The organism is Thermomonas mangrovi (genome assembly GCF_028201335.1).
GTDB lineage: Bacteria > Pseudomonadota > Gammaproteobacteria > Xanthomonadales > Xanthomonadaceae > Thermomonas > Thermomonas mangrovi.
Genome location: NZ_JAPEVV010000001.1, coordinates 482,730 through 502,005, shown reverse-complemented (window position 1 = coordinate 502,005; position 19,276 = coordinate 482,730). Strand labels below are relative to the sequence as shown.

Below are 19,276 nucleotides of genomic sequence, written 5' to 3'. Positions count from 1 at the left end.
TCAGGCGCGCGGCGGTGGCGGGGCGATGACCGTGCGGTCGCCGTTGTGTTCGGGTGTGCTGACGATGCCGGCGGCTTCCATCGCTTCGATCAGGCGGGCCGCGCGGTTGTAGCCGATCTTCAGCCGGCGCTGCACGCCGGAAATCGAGGCGCGCCGGGTCTCGGTGACGATCTGCACGGCCTGGTCGTACAGCGGGTCGGCTTCCGGATCATCGCTGTTGCCGGCTTCGGGCAGGCCGGTGGCGCCGACGCTGCTGCCGTCGTACATCGTCTGCGCCTCTTCCAGCACGCCTTCGATGTAATCCGGGCCGCCGGTCTGCTTGAGGTGCTCGACGACGCGGTGCACCTCGTCGTCGGACACGAAGGCGCCGTGGATGCGTTCCGGCATCGCGGTGCCCGGCGGCAGGTAGAGCATGTCGCCGTGGCCCAGCAGGGTCTCCGCGCCGCTCTGGTCGAGGATGGTGCGGGAATCGATCTTGCTGCTGACCTGGAACGCGATGCGGGTCGGGATGTTGGCCTTGATGAGGCCGGTGATGACGTCGACCGACGGCCGCTGGGTGGCCAGGATCAGGTGGATGCCGGCCGCGCGCGCCTTCTGCGCCAGCCGCGCGATCAGCTCCTCCACCTTCTTGCCGACGATCATCATCATGTCGGCGAATTCGTCGATGAAGATGACGATGAACGGTAGCGTCTCCAGCGGGCGCGGGGCCTCGCCGAGCTCCGGGTTGGGCTTGAACAGCGGGTCCATCAACGGCTGCCCGGCGTCGATGGCGTCCTTCACCTTCTTGTTGAAGCCGGCCAGGTTGCGCACGCCGACCGCGCTCATCAGCTTGTAACGGCGCTCCATCTCGGCCACGCACCAGCGCAGGCCGTTGGCGGCCTCCTTCATGTCGGTGACCACCGGCGCCAGCAGGTGCGGGATGCCCTGGTAGACGCTGAGCTCCAGCATCTTGGGATCGATCATCAGCATCCGCAGGTCCTTCGCGGAGGCCTTGTACAGCAGGCTCAGGACCATCGCGTTGACCGCCACCGACTTGCCCGAGCCGGTGGTGCCGGCGACCAGCAGGTGCGGCATGCGCGCAAGGTCGGCCACCGTCGGCCGGCCGGCGATGTCCTTGCCCAAGGCCAGGGTCAGGTGGCTGGCCGACTTGTCGTATTCCTTGGAGCGCAGCAATTCGCTCAGGTAGATCATCTCGCGGTGGGTGTTCGGCGTTTCCAGGCCGATCACCGACTTGCCGGGGATGACGTCGACCACGCGCACCGACTTGACCGACAACCCGCGCGCGATGTCCTTGTCGAGCGAGCTGATCTGGCTGACCTTCACGCCGGGCGCCGGCTGCACCTCGAAGCGGGTGATCACCGGGCCCGGGTAGGCGCCGACCACCTCGGCATCGATGCGGAAGTCCTTGAGCTTGAACTCGATCTGCCGAGACAGGGTTTCCAGCGTCTGTTCGTCGTAGCCCTTCGGCTGCGGCTTGGGATCGTCGAGCAGGGCCAGCGGCGGGATGCCGGAGCCGTCGCCGGCGTTGAACAGCGGGATCTGCTGTTCGCGCTTGGCGCGTTCGCTCTTCTCCACCACCGGTGCCGGCGGCGGCTCGATCTTGACCTTCTCGCGGCGCAGGCGGATCTCGGAATCGACCTTGCGCGCTTCCTCGCGTTCCTCGCGCAGCGCGCGCGCCTCGCTCCATTCGCTGGCCTGCTTCGCGCCCTGGCGGGCACCGCGGCCCAACAGGCCCGGCAGCGCCAGCACGAAACCGCCGATGCGGTCCATCACCGCCAGCCAGGACAGGCCGGTGGCGAGGGTGACCGAAATCAGGAACAGGCTGACCAGGAACAGGTTGGCGCCCAGCGTGCCGAACAGCGACTCCAGCGAGTTGCCGACCAAGCGGCCCAGTACCCCGCCGCTACCGGCCCACAGGTCGTTGGAACCGGCGACCCGCAGCTTCAGCAGGCCGCAACTGGCCACCAGGAAGCCGACCATGCCGACCAGCCGCAACGCCGGGCCGAGGTCGGCCTGGCCATCGCCATCGGTGTCCATGCCGAACAGCGCGATCCAGGCAATCGCGCCCAGCACCAGCGGCAGCAGGAACGCGACATAGCCGGTCAGGCCCAGCAGCACGTCGGCGATCCACGCGCCGACGCGGCCGCCGGCGTTGTGGATCGGCGCGGTGATGGTGCCGGAATGCGACCAGCCGGGATCGGCCGGGGCATAGGTGACCAGCGCGGCCAGCAGGAACAGCAGCAGCGGCGCGATCGCGATCAGGGCGAGGTCGCGCCACAGCTTCTGCCGGCGGGGATTGGCCGCGGGCTTGCCGGCGGCCGCTTTCGCGACCGCCTTGCGGCTGCCCCGGGCTGTGTCGGTTGCCGACTTCGCCACCTTGCGATCGAACCTCAGGAACGTCCCCTAGGTCCTTGAATATACGTCAAACTTGCATGCCCTGCAGCGCCGGATGCACGATCTTGCCGGCCTCCACGTTGATGCCCTTCACCAGCGCCGCGTTCTGGCGCCAGTCGTTGCCCGAGGCCAGCTTGTTGACCCACGGCAGGATCGCCGCGCAGATCGCCTGCGACGAGGTCTGCGGCACCGCGCCCGGCATGTTGGTGACGCAGAAGTGGGTGATGCCCTCCTCCACGTAGGTCGGCTCCTTCCAGGTGGTCGGGCGCGAGGTCTCGAAGCAGCCGCCCTGGTCGATGGCGATGTCGACGACCACCGAGCCGTCCTCCATGTCGCGCAGCATCTCGCGGGTCATCACGTGCGGGGCCTTGGCGCCGGTGATCAGCACCGCGCCGATGACCAGGTCGGCCTCGGCGACCTTGCGCGCGACCATGTCGTGGTACGGGTACAGCGCAGTGACGTTGTTGCCGAGGCGGCGGGCCTCGTCCATGCGGTCCTGGCGCATCTCGAACACGGTGACGTTGGCACCGCCCGCGGCGGCCAGCGCGGCGGAGGCGCTGCCGGCTTGGCCGGCGCCGAACACCACCACGTTGCCGCGCTCGGTCGAGGCCATGCCGCCCAGCAGCTTGCCCTTGCCGGCCATGGGCTGGTGCAGCAGGTGGGTGCCGACCTGCACGCCGATCTTGCCGGCGATCACCGACATCGGGGCCAGCAGCGGCAGGTCGCCGTTCGGCAGCTCCACGGTCTCGAAGGCGACGCCGGTCAGCCCGATGTCGAGCAACTGGCGGGTCAGCATCGGCTCCGCGGCCAGGTGCAGGTAGCAGAACAGCAGGTGGTCGCGGCGCAGGTGCTGCAGGTCGCCGGCGATCGGCTCCTTCACCTTCACGATCAGCTCGCCCTTCTCGTACAGCGCGGCGGCGTCCGGCGCGATCTTCACCCCGAGCTTGGTGTACTGCTCGTCCTTGAAGCCCGACTTCACGCCGGCATCCTGCTCGATCCACACCTCGTGGCCGCGCTTGACGAGGTCGCCGGCCGCGGCCGGCACCAGGGCCACGCGGCCTTCGAGGGTCTTGGTTTCCTTGGGTACACCGATGCGCATCGCGTCGCTCCTGGGCGAAATCCTGGGGATGGGCGACAGCGTTCCGGCGGCCGCGCCTTGTATCGGGACCGCCCCGCCGCCAAGCTATGCGACGGATGCGGATCCGGAATCCGCGGAATTATAGAGCTTCGACTCCAGACACGATGAACCCGACCAAGCACGCAAGCCTCCTGATCCTGGGCTCCGGCCCCGCCGGCTGGACCGCGGCGGTCTACGCCGCCCGCGCCAACCTCAAGCCCGTCGTCGTCACCGGCCTGCAGATGGGCGGCCAGCTGATGACCACCACCGAGGTGGACAACTGGCCGGGCGATGCCCATGGCCTGATGGGCCCGGACCTGATGGCGCGCATGCAGGCCCACGCCGAGCGCTTCGATACCGAGGTCGTGTTCGACCACATCCATACCGCGGAGCTCGGCCAGCGCCCGTTCCGCCTGAGGGGCGATTCGGGCGACTACACCTGCGATGCGCTGGTCATCGCCACCGGCGCGACCGCCAAGTACCTCGGCATCCCGTCCGAAGAGGCCTACAAGGGCCGCGGCGTGTCCGCCTGCGCCACCTGCGACGGCTTCTTCTACAAAGACCAGGACGTGGCGGTGATCGGCGGCGGCAATACCGCGGTCGAGGAAGCCCTGTACCTGTCGAACATCGCCCGCAAGGTCTACCTGGTGCATCGCCGCGACACCCTGCGCGCGGAGAAGATCATGCAGGACAAGCTGTTCGCGAAGATCGAGGCCGGCAAGATCGAGGCGGTCTGGCACCACACGGTCGACGAGGTGTTGGGCAACGACGCCGGCGTCACCGGCATGCGCCTGAAGTCGGTGCTCGACGGCAGCACCCGCGAGATCCCGGTGCACGGGTTCTTCGTCGCCATCGGCCACAGCCCGAACACGCAGCTGTTCGACGGCCAGCTGGAGATGAAGAACGGCTACCTGAAGATCCAGACCGGGCTGGACGGCAACGCCACCCAGACCAGCATCCCCGGCGTGTTCGCGGCGGGCGACGTCGCCGACCAGGTGTATCGCCAGGCGATCACCTCGGCCGGGTTCGGCTGCATGGCCGCGCTGGATGCGGAGAAGTTCCTGGACGCGGGCCACTGATGCCCGCGGCGCGCATCCACCGCGCGCTGTCCGAACTCCCCGCCGCCGACTGGGATGCGCTGCACGACGGGCGCAATCCGTTCATCACGCACGCGTTCCTGTCCGGGCTGGAATCCACCGGCTGCCTGCGCGCCGACTGGGGCTGGACGCCCTGCCACTTGGGGTTGTGGGAGGGCGAGGCGCTGATCGCCGCCGCGCCCGGCTACCTCAAGGCCAACTCGCACGGTGAGTTCGTGTTCGACCATGCCTGGGCGCACGCCTATGCCCGCCACGGCCTGGACTACTACCCGAAGTGGCTGTGCGCGGTGCCCTACTCCCCGGTCACCGGGCCGCGCCTGCTGGCGCGCGATGCCGATGCGCGCCGCCTTCTGCCGGCGGCGATCGCCGGATTCGCCGGGCATGGCGGGCTGTCGTCGGCGCACGTGAACTTCCACGACGAGGTCGACGACGCGGCGTTCGATGCCGACGCCGAGGGCGCGGGATGGCTGCTGCGCGAGGACCTGCAGTACCACTGGCGCAACGAGGCGGGCTGGCGCGACTTCGACGACTTCCTCGCGGCCATGGACCACAAGCATCGCAAGAATATCCGCCAGGAGCGGCGCAAGGTCCGCGAAGCCGGCATCGTCCTGCGCGTCGTGCATGGCGACGAGGCGAGCGCCGACGACCTCACGGCGATGCACGGGTTCTATCTGGCCACCTTCGCCGACTACGGCAATTCGCCGGCGCTGACGCTGGCCTTCCTCCAGCACCTCGCCCGCGCCATGCCGCGGCAGCTCGTGCTGATCCTGGCCGAACGCGATGGCGCGCCGATCGCCGGCGCGCTGTGCCTGCGCGGGGGCGACACGCTGTACGGGCGTTACTGGGGCGCCAGCGAGCGGCATCCTGGCCTGCATTTCGAGGCCTGCTACTACCAAGGCATCGACTACTGCCTGCGCGAGGGCCTGCGGCAGTTCGAGCCCGGGGCGCAGGGCGAGCACAAGATCGCGCGCGGCTTCCTGCCGGTGCGCGTGCGCAGCCGCCACTGGATCGCCGACCCGCGCTTCGCGGACGCCCTGCGCGGCTGGTGCGCCGAAGAGCGCGCCGCGGTCGCGTCGCAGCAGCAGGCATTGCGCCGGCACGCGCCATTCCGCACGGAGGCCGCTTGAACGTGCCGATCCCGGAACTCGGCGCGGATCCGGCGTCGCCGTTCCCGGCGCCCGCCAGCGCCCTGCGCGAGCCCGACGGGCTGCTGGCGTATGGCGGCGACCTCAGCCCGACCCGTTTCCTGAACGCCTATCGCCGCGGCATCTTCCCGTGGTTCACCGAAGGCGACCCGATCCTGTGGTGGAGCCCGTCGCGCCGCGCGGTGTTCCGCACCGATGGCGTGCACCTGGCCTCGCGCCTGCGACGGCAATTGCGCAACAGTGGGTGGACGGTGCGTGCCGACACCGCGTTCGCGGAGGTGGTCGCCGGTTGCGCCGCGCCGCGGGCGGGCCAGTCGCGCGGCACGTGGATCACCGCCGGGATGCAGGCGGCCTACCTCGCGCTCCACCGCCTCGGCCACGCGCACAGCATCGAAGTGTTCGACGGTGGGCGGCTGGTGGGCGGTCTGTTCGGCCTGTCGTTCGGCCACATGGTCTGCGGCGACAGCATGTATTCCGCGGAATCCGGCGCCTCCAGCCTGGCCCTGGCCGCGTTGGCGCTGCGCATGCAGGCGTGGGGGTGGCCGCTGCTGGATGCGCAGGTGCCGAATGCGCACACGCGCCGTCTGGGCGTGGACACCTGGCCGCGCCAGGCCTACCTCGAGGCGCTCGCCAGCCTGCGGGATCGTCCTGCCGAGCCGGGTTCGTGGCGCGATCGGTTCGGCGAGGTCACGGCGGCGGACGCCTGCGCCCCACGCCCCGCTTAACGGGATTTTTGCAAGGCCCCGCCGTGCGTGCGACAATGCGCGGCTTCCGGGCCCTTTGCCCGGCCTCTCGCAACAACGCAGGACCACATGGCGAAAGACGACGTCATCGAATTCGAAGGCACGATCTCCGAGACCCTCCCGAACACCATGTTCCGGGTCAAGCTGGAGAACGGCCACGAGATCATCGCGCACATCTCCGGACGCATGCGCAAGAACTACATCCGCATCCTCACCGGGGACCGGGTCAAGGTCGAAATGACCCCGTACGACCTGAGCAAGGGGCGCATCACCTACCGCCATCGCTGACTGCGATCGCGCGGTGCAAGAAAAAGGCGGCCATGGGCCGCCTTTTTCGTTTCCGTGAATGGGTGGCGGATCGCCGACGGACTGGGCCATTCCGCCGCTGTCCCCCGGCGTCGGGCGCCTGCCCGACGCCTCCTCCTTGATGCCGCGCCATGGCCCAGTCCCCCGTCGATCCGGCGGGAAGCGTCTGGCTACTCCACCACCGCCGGCAGCAGCTTCTCCGGCTCGCGCTGCACGTCGAGGACCAGCTCGCCGTCGCGGGCATCCAGCGACACCCGCCCGCCGTCCACCAGCTTGCCGAACAGCAGCTCGTCCGCAAGCGGGCGCTTCACCTTGTCCTGGATCAGCCGCGCCATCGGACGCGCGCCCATCAGCGGGTCGAAACCGTGCTGGCCCAGCCATTCGCGCGCCGACGGGGTGGCCGACAGCGCCACCTGCTTCTCGTGCAGCTGCACTTCCAGCTCGATCAGGAACTTGTCCACCACGCGCAGGATGTGGTCGAAGCCCAGCGGCTGGAACTGCACGATCGCATCCAGGCGGTTGCGGAACTCCGGGGTGAAGCCGCGGCGGATCACTTCCATCGCGTCGGTGCTGTGGTCCTGCCGGGTGAAGCCGATGCTGCGCCGCGCGGCCTGCGCGGCACCCGCGTTGGTGGTCATGACCAGCACCACGTTGCGGAAATTGGCCTCGCGCCCGTTGGTATCGGTCAGCACCCCGCGGTCCATCACCTGCAGCAGGATGTTGAAGATGTCCGGATGCGCCTTCTCGATTTCGTCGAGCAGCAGCACGCAGTGCGGCGTCTTCACGATCTTTTCGGTGAGCAGGCCGCCCTGGTCGAAGCCGACGTAGCCCGGGGGGGCGCCGATCAGGCGACTCACCGAATGCGGCTCCATGTACTCGGACATGTCGAAGCGGACCAGTTCGATACCCAACTGCATCGCCAGCTGCTTGGTCACCTCGGTCTTGCCCACGCCGGTGGGGCCGGCGAACAAGAAATTGCCGATGGGCTTGTCCGGGTTGCCCAGGCCGCTGCGCGCCAGCTTGATCGCCGAGGTCAGGCTGCCGATCGCCTCGTCCTGGCCGAAGATCACCATCTTCAGGTTGCGCTCGAGGTGCTGCAGCACGTCCTTGTCGGAGGCGCTGACCTGCTTGGCCGGGATCCGCGCCATCTTGGCGACGATGGTCTCGATCTCCTCCACGTCGATCAGGTGCTTGCGGGTTTCCGGCGGCAGCAGGCGCTGGCGCGCGCCGGCCTCGTCGATCACGTCGATCGCCTTGTCGGGCAGCAGGCGGTCGCCGATGTGCTTGACCGACAGGTCCACGGCCGCCTTGATCGCCTCGTCGGCATAGCTGACGCCGTGGTGGGATTCGTACTTCGGCTTGAGGCCCTGCAGGATCTCGATCGCCTCGCCCACGGTCGGCTCGACGATGTCGATCTTCTGGAAGCGCCGGGCCAGCGCGCGATCCTTCTCGAAGATCCCGCGGTATTCCTGGAAGGTGGTCGAACCGATGCAGCGCAGCTCGCCGCTGGCCAGCATCGGCTTGATCAGGTTGGAGGCGTCCATGGTCCCGCCGCTGGCGGAACCGGCACCGATGATCGTGTGGATCTCGTCGATGAACAGGATCGCGTGCGGCAGCTTCTTCAGCGCCGCCAGCACGCCCTTCAGGCGCTTCTCGAAATCGCCGCGGTACTTGGTGCCCGCCACCAGCGCGCCAAGGTCGAGCGAGTAGATCACCGCCTCGGTCAAGACCTCGGGCACGTCGCCCTCGACGATGCGCTTGGCCAGGCCTTCGGCGAGCGCGGTCTTGCCCACGCCGGCCTCACCGACGTAGAGCGGGTTGTTCTTGCGCCGGCGGCACAGGACCTGGATGGTGCGCTCGACTTCCTCCGCGCGCCCGACCAGCGGGTCGATCTTGCCGGCCGCGGCCAACTCGTTGAGGTTGCTGGCGAACTCGGCCAGCGGGTCGGATTTCGACTCGCCTTCGCCGCCCTCGGCCTTGCCTTCGCCTTCCTGCGGCTGCGAGGACGGCTCGTCCTCGGCGCGGGCGATGCCGTGCGAGATGTAGTTGACGACGTCGAGCCGGTGCACGTCCTGCTGGTTGAGGAAGTACACCGCGTGGGAATCCTTCTCGCCGAAGATGGCGACCAGCACGTTGGCGCCGGTCACTTCCTTCTTGCCGGAGGACTGCACGTGGTAGACCGCGCGCTGCAACACCCGCTGGAAGCCCAGCGTCGGCTGGGTGTCGCGGCCATCGTCTTCGGCGAGCTTGTTGACCGAGACCTCGATGGCCTCCTCCAGCTCCTGGCGCAGGCGCGGGAAATCGGCGCCGACCGCCTTGAGCACGGACTCGGCCGAGGGATTGTCGAGCAGCGCGAGCATCAGGTGCTCGACGGTCATGAACTCGTGGCGCGCCTCGCGGGCGCGCTTGTAGCACTGGCCGATGCTGTGCTCGAGGTCCTTGCTGAACATGGGGGCTGTCCTCCGGAACGCTGACCCTCTATGTAGGGTGCCTACGGCCCCGGGGCAAGTGCCGGATGCGGATCAGGCGCGTTCCATCGTGCACAGCAGCGGGTGCTGGTTCATCCGCGCGTATTCGTTCACCTGCGCGACCTTGGATTCGGCGATCTCGCGGGTGAACACCCCGCAGACGCCGCGGCCGCGGGTGTGGACGTGGAGCATGACCTGCGTGGCCCGCTCCAGGTCCAGTGGGAAGAAACGCATCAGGACGTCGACCACGAAGTCCATCGGGGTGTAGTCGTCGTTCAGCAGGAGCACCGAATACAGCGGCGGCCGTGCGGTGTCCGGGCGCGCCGGAGCCACGACGACGCCGTGCTCGTGGTCGTGCTGGGGCTTGTCGGTCGGGGTCGGCATGGCGCGGATTATAGGGAGCCGGGCGTGGATGCGGCATGGACGCGCCCCTGCGTTGGCGCGAGAATCCGGGCTTCGCCCCGGGGATTCGCCATGCACGCGCCGCCGACACCTTTCGCCGCTCTCATCGCCCTCGCCCTGCTCGTGGGTCCGGCCTCGGCGCTGGCCTCCGATGCCTCGGTCAAGGCCCGCCTGGATGCCCGCGGCATCAAGCACACCGTGGACGACGACGGCGACTACAAGGTCACCTACAGCTACGAGAAGGAAGGCCGCACCCAGCTGGTGTTCGTGTCCGGCGGCACCGAGACCGTGGGCGGCTTCAGTATCCGCGAGGTGTTCTCGCCGGCGGCGCGGCTGGAGAAGGACGGCGTGAACGGCGCCAAGGCGCTGGAACTGCTGGCCGAGAGCCGCACGAACAAGCTGGGCAGCTGGGAGACCGACGGCGACGTCCTGCTGTTCGTGATCAAGCTGCCGGACAGCGCGTCGGCGGCCGAACTGGAATCGGCCATGGACATCGCGGCGCAGACCGCCGACGACATGGAACTGGAACTCTCGGGTGCCCGTGACGACCTCTGATCCGCGGCGGCAGTTCGGCCCGGCGCCGGTGGCGCGCGCATGAGCTACCGCGAAGGCCGCTTCTGGCAGCCCGACGTGACCGTCGCCACCATCGTGGTGCGCGACGGCCAGCTGCTGATGGTCGAGGAACGCGCCAACGGCGCGCTGGTGCTGAACCAGCCGGCCGGGCACCTGGAGCCGGACGAGAGCCTGCTCGACGCCGCCCTGCGCGAAACCCGCGAGGAAACCGGCTGGGAGGTGCGCCTGACCGCGTTCGTCGGTGCCTACCAGTGGAAGGCACCGCTGCAGGCGGATGGCAGCGGCGGTCGCCACTACCTGCGTTTTGCCTTCGCCGCCGAGCCGGTGCGGGAGCTGCCGGATGCCCGCCTCGACGAGGGCATCGTGCGCGCCCTGTGGCTGGCCCCGGAGGCGCTGCGCGGGATGGCATCGCGGCATCGCAGCCCGCTGGTCTGGCGCGCGGTCGCCGACTACCTCGGCGGCAGCCGGCATCCGCTGGACCTGGTCCGGCACCTCGCATGAGCGGGCCGCGCATCGTCGTCGGCATGTCGGGCGGCGTCGATTCCTCGGTCGCCGCCCTGCTCCTGCGCGATGCCGGCGCCGAGGTCATCGGCCTGTTCATGCAGAACTGGGCCGAGGACGATGCCGCGGGCGACTGCCGGGCCGAGGACGACCGCCGCGATGCGGTGGCGGTGTGCGGTCGGCTGGGCCTGCCGATCCGCTTCCGCGACTTCTCGCGCGAGTACTGGGACGGCGTGTTCCGCCACTTCATCGACGAATACGCCGCCGGGCGCACCCCCAACCCCGACGTGCTGTGCAACCGCGAGATCAAGTTCAAGCATTTCCTGGGTGCCGCCCGCGAGCTCGGGGCCGAAGCCATCGCCACCGGGCACTACGCGCGGATCGACTGCATCGACGGCCGCCATCGGTTGCTGCGCGCCCGCGACCGCGGCAAGGACCAGAGCTATTTCCTGCACCAGCTCGGGCAGGCGCAACTGGCCGCCACGCGCTTCCCGCTGGGCGAGCTCGACAAGGGCGAGGTGCGCCGGATCGCCGCCGCGGCCGGGCTGCCCACCGCCGCCAAGAAGGATTCCACCGGCATCTGCTTCATCGGCGAGCGCGATTTCCGCAGCTTCCTCGCCCAGTACCTGCCGGCCCGGCCCGGCGAGATGCGCACGCCCGACGGCACCAGCGTCGGCACCCATCCGGGCGTGTTCTATTTCACCCTCGGCCAGCGCGAAGGCCTGCACATCGGCGGCGTGCGCGGGCGCCCGCAGGCGCCATGGTTCGTGGTCGGCAAGGACCTCGCGCGCAACCTGCTCTACGTCGACCAGGGCCATGAGAGCCCCTGGCTGCAATCCACCACCCTGCACAGCGAGGCCGCGCACTGGATCGCCGGCGCGCCCCCGGCCGCCCGCTTCGCCTGCACCGCGCAGACCCGCTACCGCCAGGCCGAGGAGGCCTGCGAGGTCGAGGTGCGCGACGACGGCAGCCTGCAGGTGCGGTTCGCCCGCCCGCAGCGTGCGGTCACGCCCGGTCAATCGGTCGTCCTCTACGATGCCGATGCCTGCCTCGGCGGAGCGGTGATCGCCGCGACCGACGCCCCCGCCATCGCCCCCGACCACGCCTGGAGCCCTGCCGCATGACCCCGTTCGACGACCGCGTCCTCGCCCTCGGCGCCTTGCTGGTGGCGCTCTCGCAGGTGCGGCGGATCGCCGAGACCGGGCAGTCCGACACCGCCACGCTGCAGGTCGCGCTGGACAGCGTGTTCCGCCTCGATGCGGCCGACACCGCCGCTGCCGTCGGCGGCGTGGACGCGGTGCGGCCGGGCCTGCGCCTGCTGCGCGACTACCTGGCCGGGACCAACAAGGACGAGGCCCTCGGCAAGCTGGCGATGGCGGTGATGCAACTGGAGCGCCGCTTCGTCGCCGATGGGGCGATGACCGAGCGCGTGCGCACCGGCCTGCGCGCCCTGCGGGGGCCGGTGGAGCGACTCGGCAGCCCGCACCATGACGTGGTGGCCGGCCTCGCCAGCCTGTATGCCGACACCATCAGCCACCTGCGCCCGCGGGTGATGGTCCAGGGTAACCCGCACTACCTCGGCCAGGCCGGCGTGGTCGCGGAGATCCGCGCCCTGCTGCTGGCGGCGTTGCGCGCCGCCGTGCTGTGGCGGCAGATGGGCGGCAGCCTGTGGGACTTCCTGTTCCGCCGCCGCGACATGGCCGCGGCGATCGACCAGCTGATGCGCTAGGCGCTGCGTGTTCGCACCAACAAAAACGCCCGGCACTGCCGGGCGTTTCGTCGACCGATGCCGCAAGGCTCAGGCGGCGACGGTATCCGCCACCTGCTTGTACGCCTCGATCTGGTCGAAGTTCATGTAGCGGTAGATCTCGGCGCCCTTCTCGTTGATCACGCCGATGTCCGCCATGTACTCCTCGCGGGTCGGGATGCGACCCAGGCGCGAGCAGATCGCCGCCAGTTCCGCCGAGCCCAGGTAGACATCGGTGTTGCGGCCCAGGCGGTTCGGGAAGTTGCGGGTCGAGGTGGACATCGCGGTGCTGCCCTCGCGGATCTGCGCCTGGTTGCCCATGCACAGCGAGCAGCCGGGCATCTCCATGCGCGCGCCGGCGGTGCCGAAGGTGCCGTAATGACCTTCGTTGGTCAGCTCGGCGGCATCCATCTTGGTCGGCGGCGCGATCCACAGGCGCGTGGGGATGTCGCGCTTGCCTTCCAGCAGCTTGGCGGCGGCACGGAAGTGGCCGATGTTGGTCATGCACGAGCCGATGAACACCTCGTCGATCTTCGCGCCGGCGACGTCGGACAGGGTCTTGGCATCGTCCGGGTCGTTCGGGCAGCACACGATCGGCTCGACGATCTGGTCGAGGTCGATCTCGATCACCGCGGCGTACTCGGCGTCGGCGTCGGGCTGCAGCAGCTGCGGGTTGGCCAGCCAGGCCTCCATCTTGGCGATGCGGCGGGCCAGCGAGCGCGCGTCCTGGTAGCCGTTGGCGATCATCCACTTGAGCAGGGTGATGTTGCTCTTGAGGTACTCGACGATCGGCGCCTGATCCAGGCGCACGGTGCAGCCGGCGGCGGAACGCTCGGCGGAGGCATCGGCCAGCTCGAAGGCCTGCTCGATCTTCAGCTCCGGCAGGCCCTCGATCTCCAGGATGCGGCCGGAGAAGATGTTCTTCTTGCCCTTCTTCTCCACCGTGAGCAGGCCCTGCTTGATCGCGTAGAGCGGGATCGCGTGGACCAGGTCGCGCAGGGTCACGCCCGGCTGCATGCGGCCCTTGAAGCGGACCAGCACGGATTCCGGCATATCCAGCGGCATCACCCCGGTGGCCGCGGCGAACGCGACCAGGCCCGAGCCGGCCGGGAACGAGATGCCGATCGGGAAGCGCGTGTGCGAGTCGCCACCGGTGCCCACGGTGTCGGGCAGCAGCATGCGGTTGAGCCAGCTGTGGATGATGCCGTCGCCCGGGCGCAGCGAGATGCCGCCGCGGGTGGAGATGAACTCCGGCAGCGTGTGGTGGGTCTTGACGTCCACCGGCTTCGGGTAGGCCGCGGTGTGGCAGAAGCTCTGCATCACCAGGTCGGCGCTGAAGCCGAGGCAGGCGAGGTCCTTCAGCTCGTCGCGGGTCATCGGGCCGGTGGTGTCCTGGCTGCCCACCGAGGTCATCTTCGGCTCGCAGTAGGTGCCCGGGCGCACGCCCTGCCCTTCAGGCAAGCCGCAGGCGCGGCCGACCATCTTCTGCGCCAGGGTGTAGCCCTTGCCGGTGTCGGCGGGCTGCTGCGGCAGGCGGAACAGGGTCGAGGCCGGCAGGCCCAGTGCCTCGCGCGCCTTGCCGGTCAGGCCGCGGCCCACGATCAGCGGGATGCGGCCACCGGCGCGCACCTCGTCGAACAGCACGTCGGACTTGACTTGGAACTCGGCGATCACCTCGCCGCCCTTGAGCGCCTTGCCCTCGTACGGACGCAGCTCGACGACGTCGCCGTGTTCCATCTTCGACACATCGAGCTCGATCGGCAGCGCGCCGGCATCCTCCATCGTGTTGTAGAAGATCGGCGCGATCTTGCTGCCCAGGCACACGCCGCCGAAGCGCTTGTTCGGGATGTAGGGGATGTCCTCGCCGGTGAACCACAGCACGCTGTTGGTCGCCGACTTGCGGCTGGAGCCGGTGCCGACCACGTCGCCGACGTAGGCGACCAGGTGGCCCTTGTCCTTCAGCGACAGGATCTCGGCGATCGGGCCGCGCTTGCCGTCTTCCTCGGGCACGAAGGGCGCGTCCGGGCGCTTGTTCTTGAGCATCGCCAGCGCGTGCAGCGGGATGTCCGGGCGGGTGGTCGCGTCCGGCGCCGGCGACAGGTCGTCGGTATTGGTCTCGCCCGGCACCTTGAACACGGTGATGGTCAGCGAGGCCGGCACCTCCGGCTTGCTGGTGAACCATTCGGCGTCGGCCCAGCTCTGCAGCACCGCCTTGGCGTTGGGATTGCCGGCCTTGGCCTTCTCTTCCACGTCGTGGAAGGCATCGAACACCAGCAGGGTGTGCTTGAGCGCGTCGGCGGCGACCGCGCCGACCTCGGCGTCGTCCAGCAGCTGCACCAGCGGCGCGACGTTGTAGCCGCCGAGCATGGTGCCCAGCAGTTCGGTGGCGCGCGCGCGCGAAATCAGCGGGTTGACCTCGCTGCCGAACGCCAGTGCGGCCAGGTAGCTGGCCTTGACCTTGGCGGCATCGTCCACGCCGGCCGGCACGCGTTGCACCAGCAGGTCGAGCAGGAAGCCCTCCTCGCCTGCCGGCGGGGCCTTCAGCAGTTCGATGACGTCGGCGGTCTGCTGCGCGGTCAGCGGCAGCGGCGGGATGCCGAGGGCGGCGCGCTCGGCGGCGTGTTGGCGATAGGCGGCAAGCATGGGCGTCTCCTGGGGAAGCGGAAGTCGGGGGTCAGGCCTTGGGCTGGATCAGCTTCAGGCCCTTGAAGTAGTCGCGGTGGAAGGCCGCGTCGAAGGTGATCAGGGCATCGCACTGCAGCAGCGCGTGGGCACCGACCAGGAAGTCGGCGATCGCGCGCGGGTCGCCGGCGCGCTGGCGCTGGCGGCGCTGCATCTCGCCGGCGCGCAGGGCGGACTTGGACTCGACCGGGCTGTAGTGCACGCCCATCTCCTCCAGCGCGGCCAGCGCGTCGGCACCGTTGCGCAGGGTGGCCGAGACCGCGGCCAGCGCGGCATCGCAGACCACCACCCGGCCACCTGCCAGTGCCTGGCGCAGGCAGGTCTCGGCGGCGTCGGCGCGCGGGCCGTCCACCAGCAGCTCGACCAGCACGGGGGCGTCGACGGCGATCATGGACTCAGGCCTTGCCGTCGCCGGCGTCGAGCGCGAACTTGCCGCGCACCCGCGAGATCGCGTCGTCCACGTGCTTGCTCAGCACGATGCGGCTGCCGTCCAGCTCGACCTTGAGCACGCTGCCCTTGGTCAGGCCCAGCGCGTCGCGCACGGCCTTGGGCAGGGTGATCTGCCCGCGTTCCGCCACGGTGGCTTCCATGCGGCACCTCCACGCACGAAAAAGTATGCATGGATTATACATACTTTCGGGCGCGTACCGCACACGGCCGATGCCGCACCCGCCACGAAGCCGACACCGGCCCGGGCGTACACTCGGGCGCTCCCCCGCCGCGGAGCCCCTCATGGCCGACAGCTTCTCCACCCGCGACCAGCTGCACGTCGACGGCAACACCTACACCTATGCGAGCCTGGCCAAGCTGGGCCGGCAGTTCGACATCGCCCGCCTGCCCTACTCGCTGAAGATCCTGCTGGAGAACCTGCTGCGCCACGAGGACGGCGGCATCACCGTCGGCCCCGAGCACATCCGCGCGGTCGCGACCTGGGACCCGGCCGCCGAGCCCGCCACCGAGATCGCCTTCATGCCGGCGCGGGTGGTGCTGCAGGACTTCACCGGCGTGCCCTGCGTGGTCGACCTCGCGGCGATGCGCGATGCGGTGGTCGCCCTGGGCGGGGAGCCCGGGCAGATCAACCCGCAGATCCCGTCGGAACTGGTGATCGACCATTCGGTGCAGGTGGACGTGTTCGGACGGCCCGACGCACTGGACCTCAACGGCCGCATCGAATTCCAGCGCAACGCCGAGCGCTACGCCTTCCTGCGCTGGGGCCAGCAGGCCTTCGACAACTTCAAGGTGGTCCCGCCGAACACCGGCATCGTCCACCAGGTGAACCTGGAGCACCTGGCGCGGGTGGTGGTCGATCGTGAGGTCGACGGCGAGCGCTGGGCCTTCCCCGACACCGTGTTCGGCACCGACAGCCACACCACGATGATCAACGGCATCGGCGTGCTGGGCTGGGGCGTGGGCGGGATCGAGGCCGAGGCGGCGATGCTGGGCCAGCCCAGTTCGATGCTGATCCCGCAGGTGGTCGGCTTCGAGCTGACCGGCAAGCTGCCCGAGGGCAGCACCGCCACCGACCTGGTGCTGACCGTGACCCAGCTGCTGCGCCAGCACGGCGTGGTCGGCAAGTTCGTGGAGTTCTTCGGCGACGGCCTGCAGCACCTGCCGCTGGCCGACCGCGCGACCATCGGCAACATGGCGCCGGAATACGGCGCGACCTGCGGCATCTTCCCGATCGACGCGGAATCGCTGGCCTACCTGCGCCTGTCCGGGCGCAGCGAGGCGCAGATCGCGCTGGTCGAGGCGTATGCCAAGGCGCAGGGCCTGTGGCACGTACCGGGCAGCCCGGTCGCCGCCTACAGCAGCACCCTGCACCTGGACATGGGCAGCGTGCGGCCGTCGCTGGCCGGCCCCAAGCGCCCGCAGGACCGGGTGTTGCTGGAGGACGTGCAGCACAACTTCCTGCAGGCGCTCGGCACCCTGGCCGCGCACCGCAAGCCGCGCACCCACGCGGCAGTGGAGGAGCTCAAGGCCGAAGGCGGCGCGCAGCCGCAGGCCGAGCACCTCGCAGCGCGGCCGGTGTCGCGCATCCGCATCCGCGACGTCGATGCCGAACTCACCGACGGCTCGGTGGTGATCGCCGCGATCACCTCCTGCACCAACACTTCCAACCCGGCGGTGATGCTCGGTGCCGGCCTGCTGGCGCGCAACGCAGTGGCCAAGGGCCTCAAGGCAGCGCCGTGGGTCAAGACTTCGCTGGGGCCGGGCTCGCGCGTGGTCACCGACTACCTGCGCGATGCCGGCGTGCTCGACGACCTTGAGGCGCTGGGCTTCTACGTGGTCGGCTACGGCTGCACGACCTGCATCGGTAATTCCGGGCCGCTGCCCGACGAAGTCAGCGCCGGCATCGCCGAGAACGACCTGGTGGTGGCCTCGGTGCTGTCCGGCAACCGCAACTTCGAGGGCCGCGTGCATCCCGAGGTGAAGGCCAATTACCTCGCCTCGCCGCCGCTGGTGGTGGCCTACGCCATCGCCGGCACGGTCGACATCGACCTCACCCGCGACCCGCTGGGCCAGGCGCCCGACGGCAGCCCGGTGTACCTGCGCGACATCTGGCCGAGCAGCAAGGAGATCGGCGACGCGATCGCCGCCACCGTCGGCCCGACCCTGTTCGCGCAGGCCTATGCCGACGTGTTCGCCGGCGACAGCCGCTGGGCCGCGATGGCCGCGCCCGGCGGGCAGGCCTACGCCTGGGATGCCGCCTCGACCTACATCAAGCACCCGCCCTACTTCGCCGGCATGACCATGGCCGTGGGCCGCATCGACGATATTTCCGGCGCGCGCGTGCTGGGCCTGTTCGGCGATTCCATCACCACCGACCACATCAGCCCCGCGGGCAACATCAAGGCCGACTCGCCGGCCGGACGCTACCTGCAGGCACGGGGCGTGCAGCCGGCCGACTTCAACAGCTACGGCAGCCGCCGCGGCAACGACGACGTCATGGTCCGCGGCACCTTCGCCAACATCCGCATCAAGAACCGGATGCTGGACGGCGAGGAAGGCGGCAACACCCTGTACCTCGGCAGCGAGCCGCCGGAAAAGCTGGCGATCTACGACGCCGCGATGCGCTACCAGGCCGACGGCACGCCGCTGGTGGTGATCGCCGGCAAGGAATACGGCACCGGCTCCAGCCGCGACTGGGCGGCCAAGGGCACCCTGCTGCTTGGGGTGAAGGCGGTGATCGCGGAGAGCTTCGAGCGCATCCACCGCGCAAACCTGGTGGGCATGGGCGTGCTGCCCTTGCGCTTCCGCGAGGGCCAGGGCGCGGCCGCGCTGGGCTTGGACGGCCGCGAGACCTACGCCATCTCTGGCCTGGCCGATGGCGAGGCCAAGACCGCGACCGTCACCGCCACCCGCGCGGATGGCAGCACGTGCACGTTCGAGGTCGATGTCCTGCTGCTCACGCCGAAGGAAGTGGCGTACATGCGCCACGGCGGCCTGTTGCAGTATGTGCTGCGCCAGCTCGCCGGCAAGCCCGCGTAGGACGCGGGCGTCGCTTCAGTCCGAGGCGCGCGGGACCACCCGCGCGAAGTGGTTGATCCGCGTGACCGGCCGGCCGTCGTCGCAGTAGTTGGCCCCGGTTTCGGTCATGGTGTCGCCGGAGGCATCCAGCGTGTAGATGCGAGTGGAACCCGGCACCCCGGCGCGCGAGAGCTGCATCACCAGCACGTCGGGGCGCGGCATCGTGGTGGAGGCGGTGTCCGCCTCCAGGTTGCCCTGCACCGCCACCGGCACACCATCCAGTCCGCTGGTGCTGGCCGCGGACATCCGCATGCCATCGGGACCGACCACCTCGACCAGGGTGGACAGGCGCCCGTCCGGCGCCGGTGCGAAGCGGATCTGCACGCTGCGCGGGCGCGCCTCGGGCGGCATCGGCAGGCGCGCGATATCGACTGCCCAGGTGCCATGCAGCGGCGAGGCCACCGGCTCGCCCGACCACGCGCTGCCCGCCATCGCCCACAACGCCACCGCGCCGATCCATCTGCTCATCCGCATTGCCGTTCCTCGCCTGTTCGCGTCTGCCAGCGAGTGAAGCGCATGCCGCGCGCGCTGTCGATGCGGCGGGCGATTGGTCACGCTAAAGAGATGTTCGTC

At 69.7% G+C, this 19,276-nt stretch carries 17 protein-coding genes; 9 read left to right on the top strand and 8 right to left on the bottom strand.

The window, feature by feature from the left end:
• Together ON759_RS02405 and ON759_RS02400 are read right to left on the bottom strand one after the other, a co-directional pair.
• Entirely contained in the window at positions 1-2,376 is a 2,376-nt protein-coding gene (locus tag ON759_RS02405) for a DNA translocase FtsK 4TM domain-containing protein (protein ID WP_271678745.1), read from the bottom strand.
• Positions 2,377-2,422: 46 nt separating this feature from the next.
• The gene (locus ON759_RS02400; RefSeq protein WP_271678744.1) at positions 2,423-3,493 is read right to left on the bottom strand and encodes an alanine dehydrogenase; all 1,071 of its coding nucleotides are present in this window, start codon (positions 3,491-3,493) and stop codon (positions 2,423-2,425) included.
• Positions 3,494-3,636: 143 nt separating this feature from the next.
• Between ON759_RS02400 and trxB the strand changes: the two genes are divergently transcribed.
• The 4 genes from trxB to infA all read left to right on the top strand — a co-directional run bounded on the left by trxB (position 3,637) and on the right by infA (position 6,784).
• Positions 3,637-4,590 carry a thioredoxin-disulfide reductase gene (gene trxB / locus ON759_RS02395; protein WP_271678743.1) on the top strand — a complete coding sequence of 318 codons (954 nt, stop codon included), beginning with the start codon at positions 3,637-3,639 and terminating at the stop codon, positions 4,588-4,590.
• Positions 4,590-5,735 carry a GNAT family N-acetyltransferase gene (locus ON759_RS02390; protein ID WP_425608426.1) on the top strand — a complete coding sequence of 382 codons (1,146 nt, stop codon included), beginning with the start codon at positions 4,590-4,592 and terminating at the stop codon, positions 5,733-5,735. Before trxB ends, ON759_RS02390 begins: the two co-directional genes overlap by 1 nt.
• On the top strand, positions 5,732-6,478 hold the full coding sequence (gene aat / locus ON759_RS02385; protein WP_271678742.1) for a leucyl/phenylalanyl-tRNA--protein transferase: 747 nt from the start codon (positions 5,732-5,734) through the stop codon (positions 6,476-6,478). Before ON759_RS02390 ends, aat begins: the two co-directional genes overlap by 4 nt.
• 87 nt (positions 6,479-6,565) lie before the next feature.
• A complete protein-coding gene (gene infA, locus ON759_RS02380) occupies positions 6,566-6,784 on the top strand; it encodes a translation initiation factor IF-1 (RefSeq protein WP_100311533.1) in 219 nt (72 codons plus the stop codon).
• A gap of 188 nt (positions 6,785-6,972) precedes the next feature.
• On the opposite strand, the gene clpA is transcribed toward infA, so the two are convergent.
• Both clpA and clpS read right to left on the bottom strand, forming a co-directional pair.
• Positions 6,973-9,252 (bottom strand): ATP-dependent Clp protease ATP-binding subunit ClpA, encoded by a 2,280-nt coding sequence (gene clpA, locus ON759_RS02375; protein WP_271678741.1) that lies wholly within the window; start codon positions 9,250-9,252, stop codon positions 6,973-6,975.
• Positions 9,253-9,324: 72 nt separating this feature from the next.
• Positions 9,325-9,654 carry an ATP-dependent Clp protease adapter ClpS gene (clpS, locus tag ON759_RS02370; protein WP_271678740.1) on the bottom strand — a complete coding sequence of 110 codons (330 nt, stop codon included), beginning with the start codon at positions 9,652-9,654 and terminating at the stop codon, positions 9,325-9,327.
• Between the two features lie 90 nt (positions 9,655-9,744).
• Between clpS and ON759_RS02365 the strand changes: the two genes are divergently transcribed.
• Genes ON759_RS02365 through ON759_RS02350 form a run of 4 tightly spaced genes read left to right on the top strand, consistent with a single transcriptional unit; the run spans position 9,745 to position 12,475 of the window.
• Entirely contained in the window at positions 9,745-10,227 is a 483-nt protein-coding gene (locus ON759_RS02365) for a hypothetical protein (protein ID WP_271678739.1), read from the top strand.
• Between the two features lie 39 nt (positions 10,228-10,266).
• Positions 10,267-10,746: an NUDIX hydrolase gene (locus ON759_RS02360; protein ID WP_271678738.1), complete on the top strand. Its 480-nt coding sequence runs from the start codon at positions 10,267-10,269 to the stop codon at positions 10,744-10,746.
• Positions 10,743-11,870 (top strand): tRNA 2-thiouridine(34) synthase MnmA, encoded by a 1,128-nt coding sequence (mnmA, locus tag ON759_RS02355; protein WP_271678737.1) that lies wholly within the window; start codon positions 10,743-10,745, stop codon positions 11,868-11,870. The genes ON759_RS02360 and mnmA overlap by 4 nt, the downstream gene beginning before the upstream one ends.
• Complete coding sequence (locus ON759_RS02350) at positions 11,867-12,475, top strand: lysogenization protein HflD (RefSeq protein ID WP_271678736.1); 609 nt, start codon at positions 11,867-11,869, stop codon at positions 12,473-12,475. The genes mnmA and ON759_RS02350 overlap by 4 nt, the downstream gene beginning before the upstream one ends.
• Before the next feature lie 69 nt (positions 12,476-12,544).
• On the opposite strand, the gene ON759_RS02345 is transcribed toward ON759_RS02350, so the two are convergent.
• Genes ON759_RS02345 through ON759_RS02335 form a run of 3 tightly spaced genes read right to left on the bottom strand, consistent with a single transcriptional unit; the run spans position 12,545 to position 15,765 of the window.
• The gene (locus ON759_RS02345; RefSeq protein WP_271678735.1) at positions 12,545-15,136 is read right to left on the bottom strand and encodes a bifunctional aconitate hydratase 2/2-methylisocitrate dehydratase; all 2,592 of its coding nucleotides are present in this window, start codon (positions 15,134-15,136) and stop codon (positions 12,545-12,547) included.
• Between the two features lie 31 nt (positions 15,137-15,167).
• Positions 15,168-15,566 carry a type II toxin-antitoxin system VapC family toxin gene (locus tag ON759_RS02340; RefSeq protein WP_271678734.1) on the bottom strand — a complete coding sequence of 133 codons (399 nt, stop codon included), beginning with the start codon at positions 15,564-15,566 and terminating at the stop codon, positions 15,168-15,170.
• 4 nt (positions 15,567-15,570) lie between these two features.
• A complete protein-coding gene (locus ON759_RS02335; protein WP_271678733.1) occupies positions 15,571-15,765 on the bottom strand; it encodes an AbrB/MazE/SpoVT family DNA-binding domain-containing protein in 195 nt (64 codons plus the stop codon).
• Between ON759_RS02335 and acnA the strand changes: the two genes are divergently transcribed.
• Positions 15,764-18,664, top strand: a complete 2,901-nt coding sequence (gene acnA / locus ON759_RS02330) for an aconitate hydratase AcnA (protein WP_425608425.1) — start codon at positions 15,764-15,766, stop codon at positions 18,662-18,664. The two genes, ON759_RS02335 and acnA, sit on opposite strands and share 2 nt — an antisense overlap.
• A gap of 15 nt (positions 18,665-18,679) precedes the next feature.
• Here the strand turns inward: acnA and ON759_RS02325 are convergent, their stop codons facing one another.
• Entirely contained in the window at positions 18,680-19,171 is a 492-nt protein-coding gene (locus tag ON759_RS02325) for a LuxR family transcriptional regulator (protein WP_271678731.1), read from the bottom strand.
• Between the last annotated feature and the right edge of the window lie 105 nt (positions 19,172-19,276).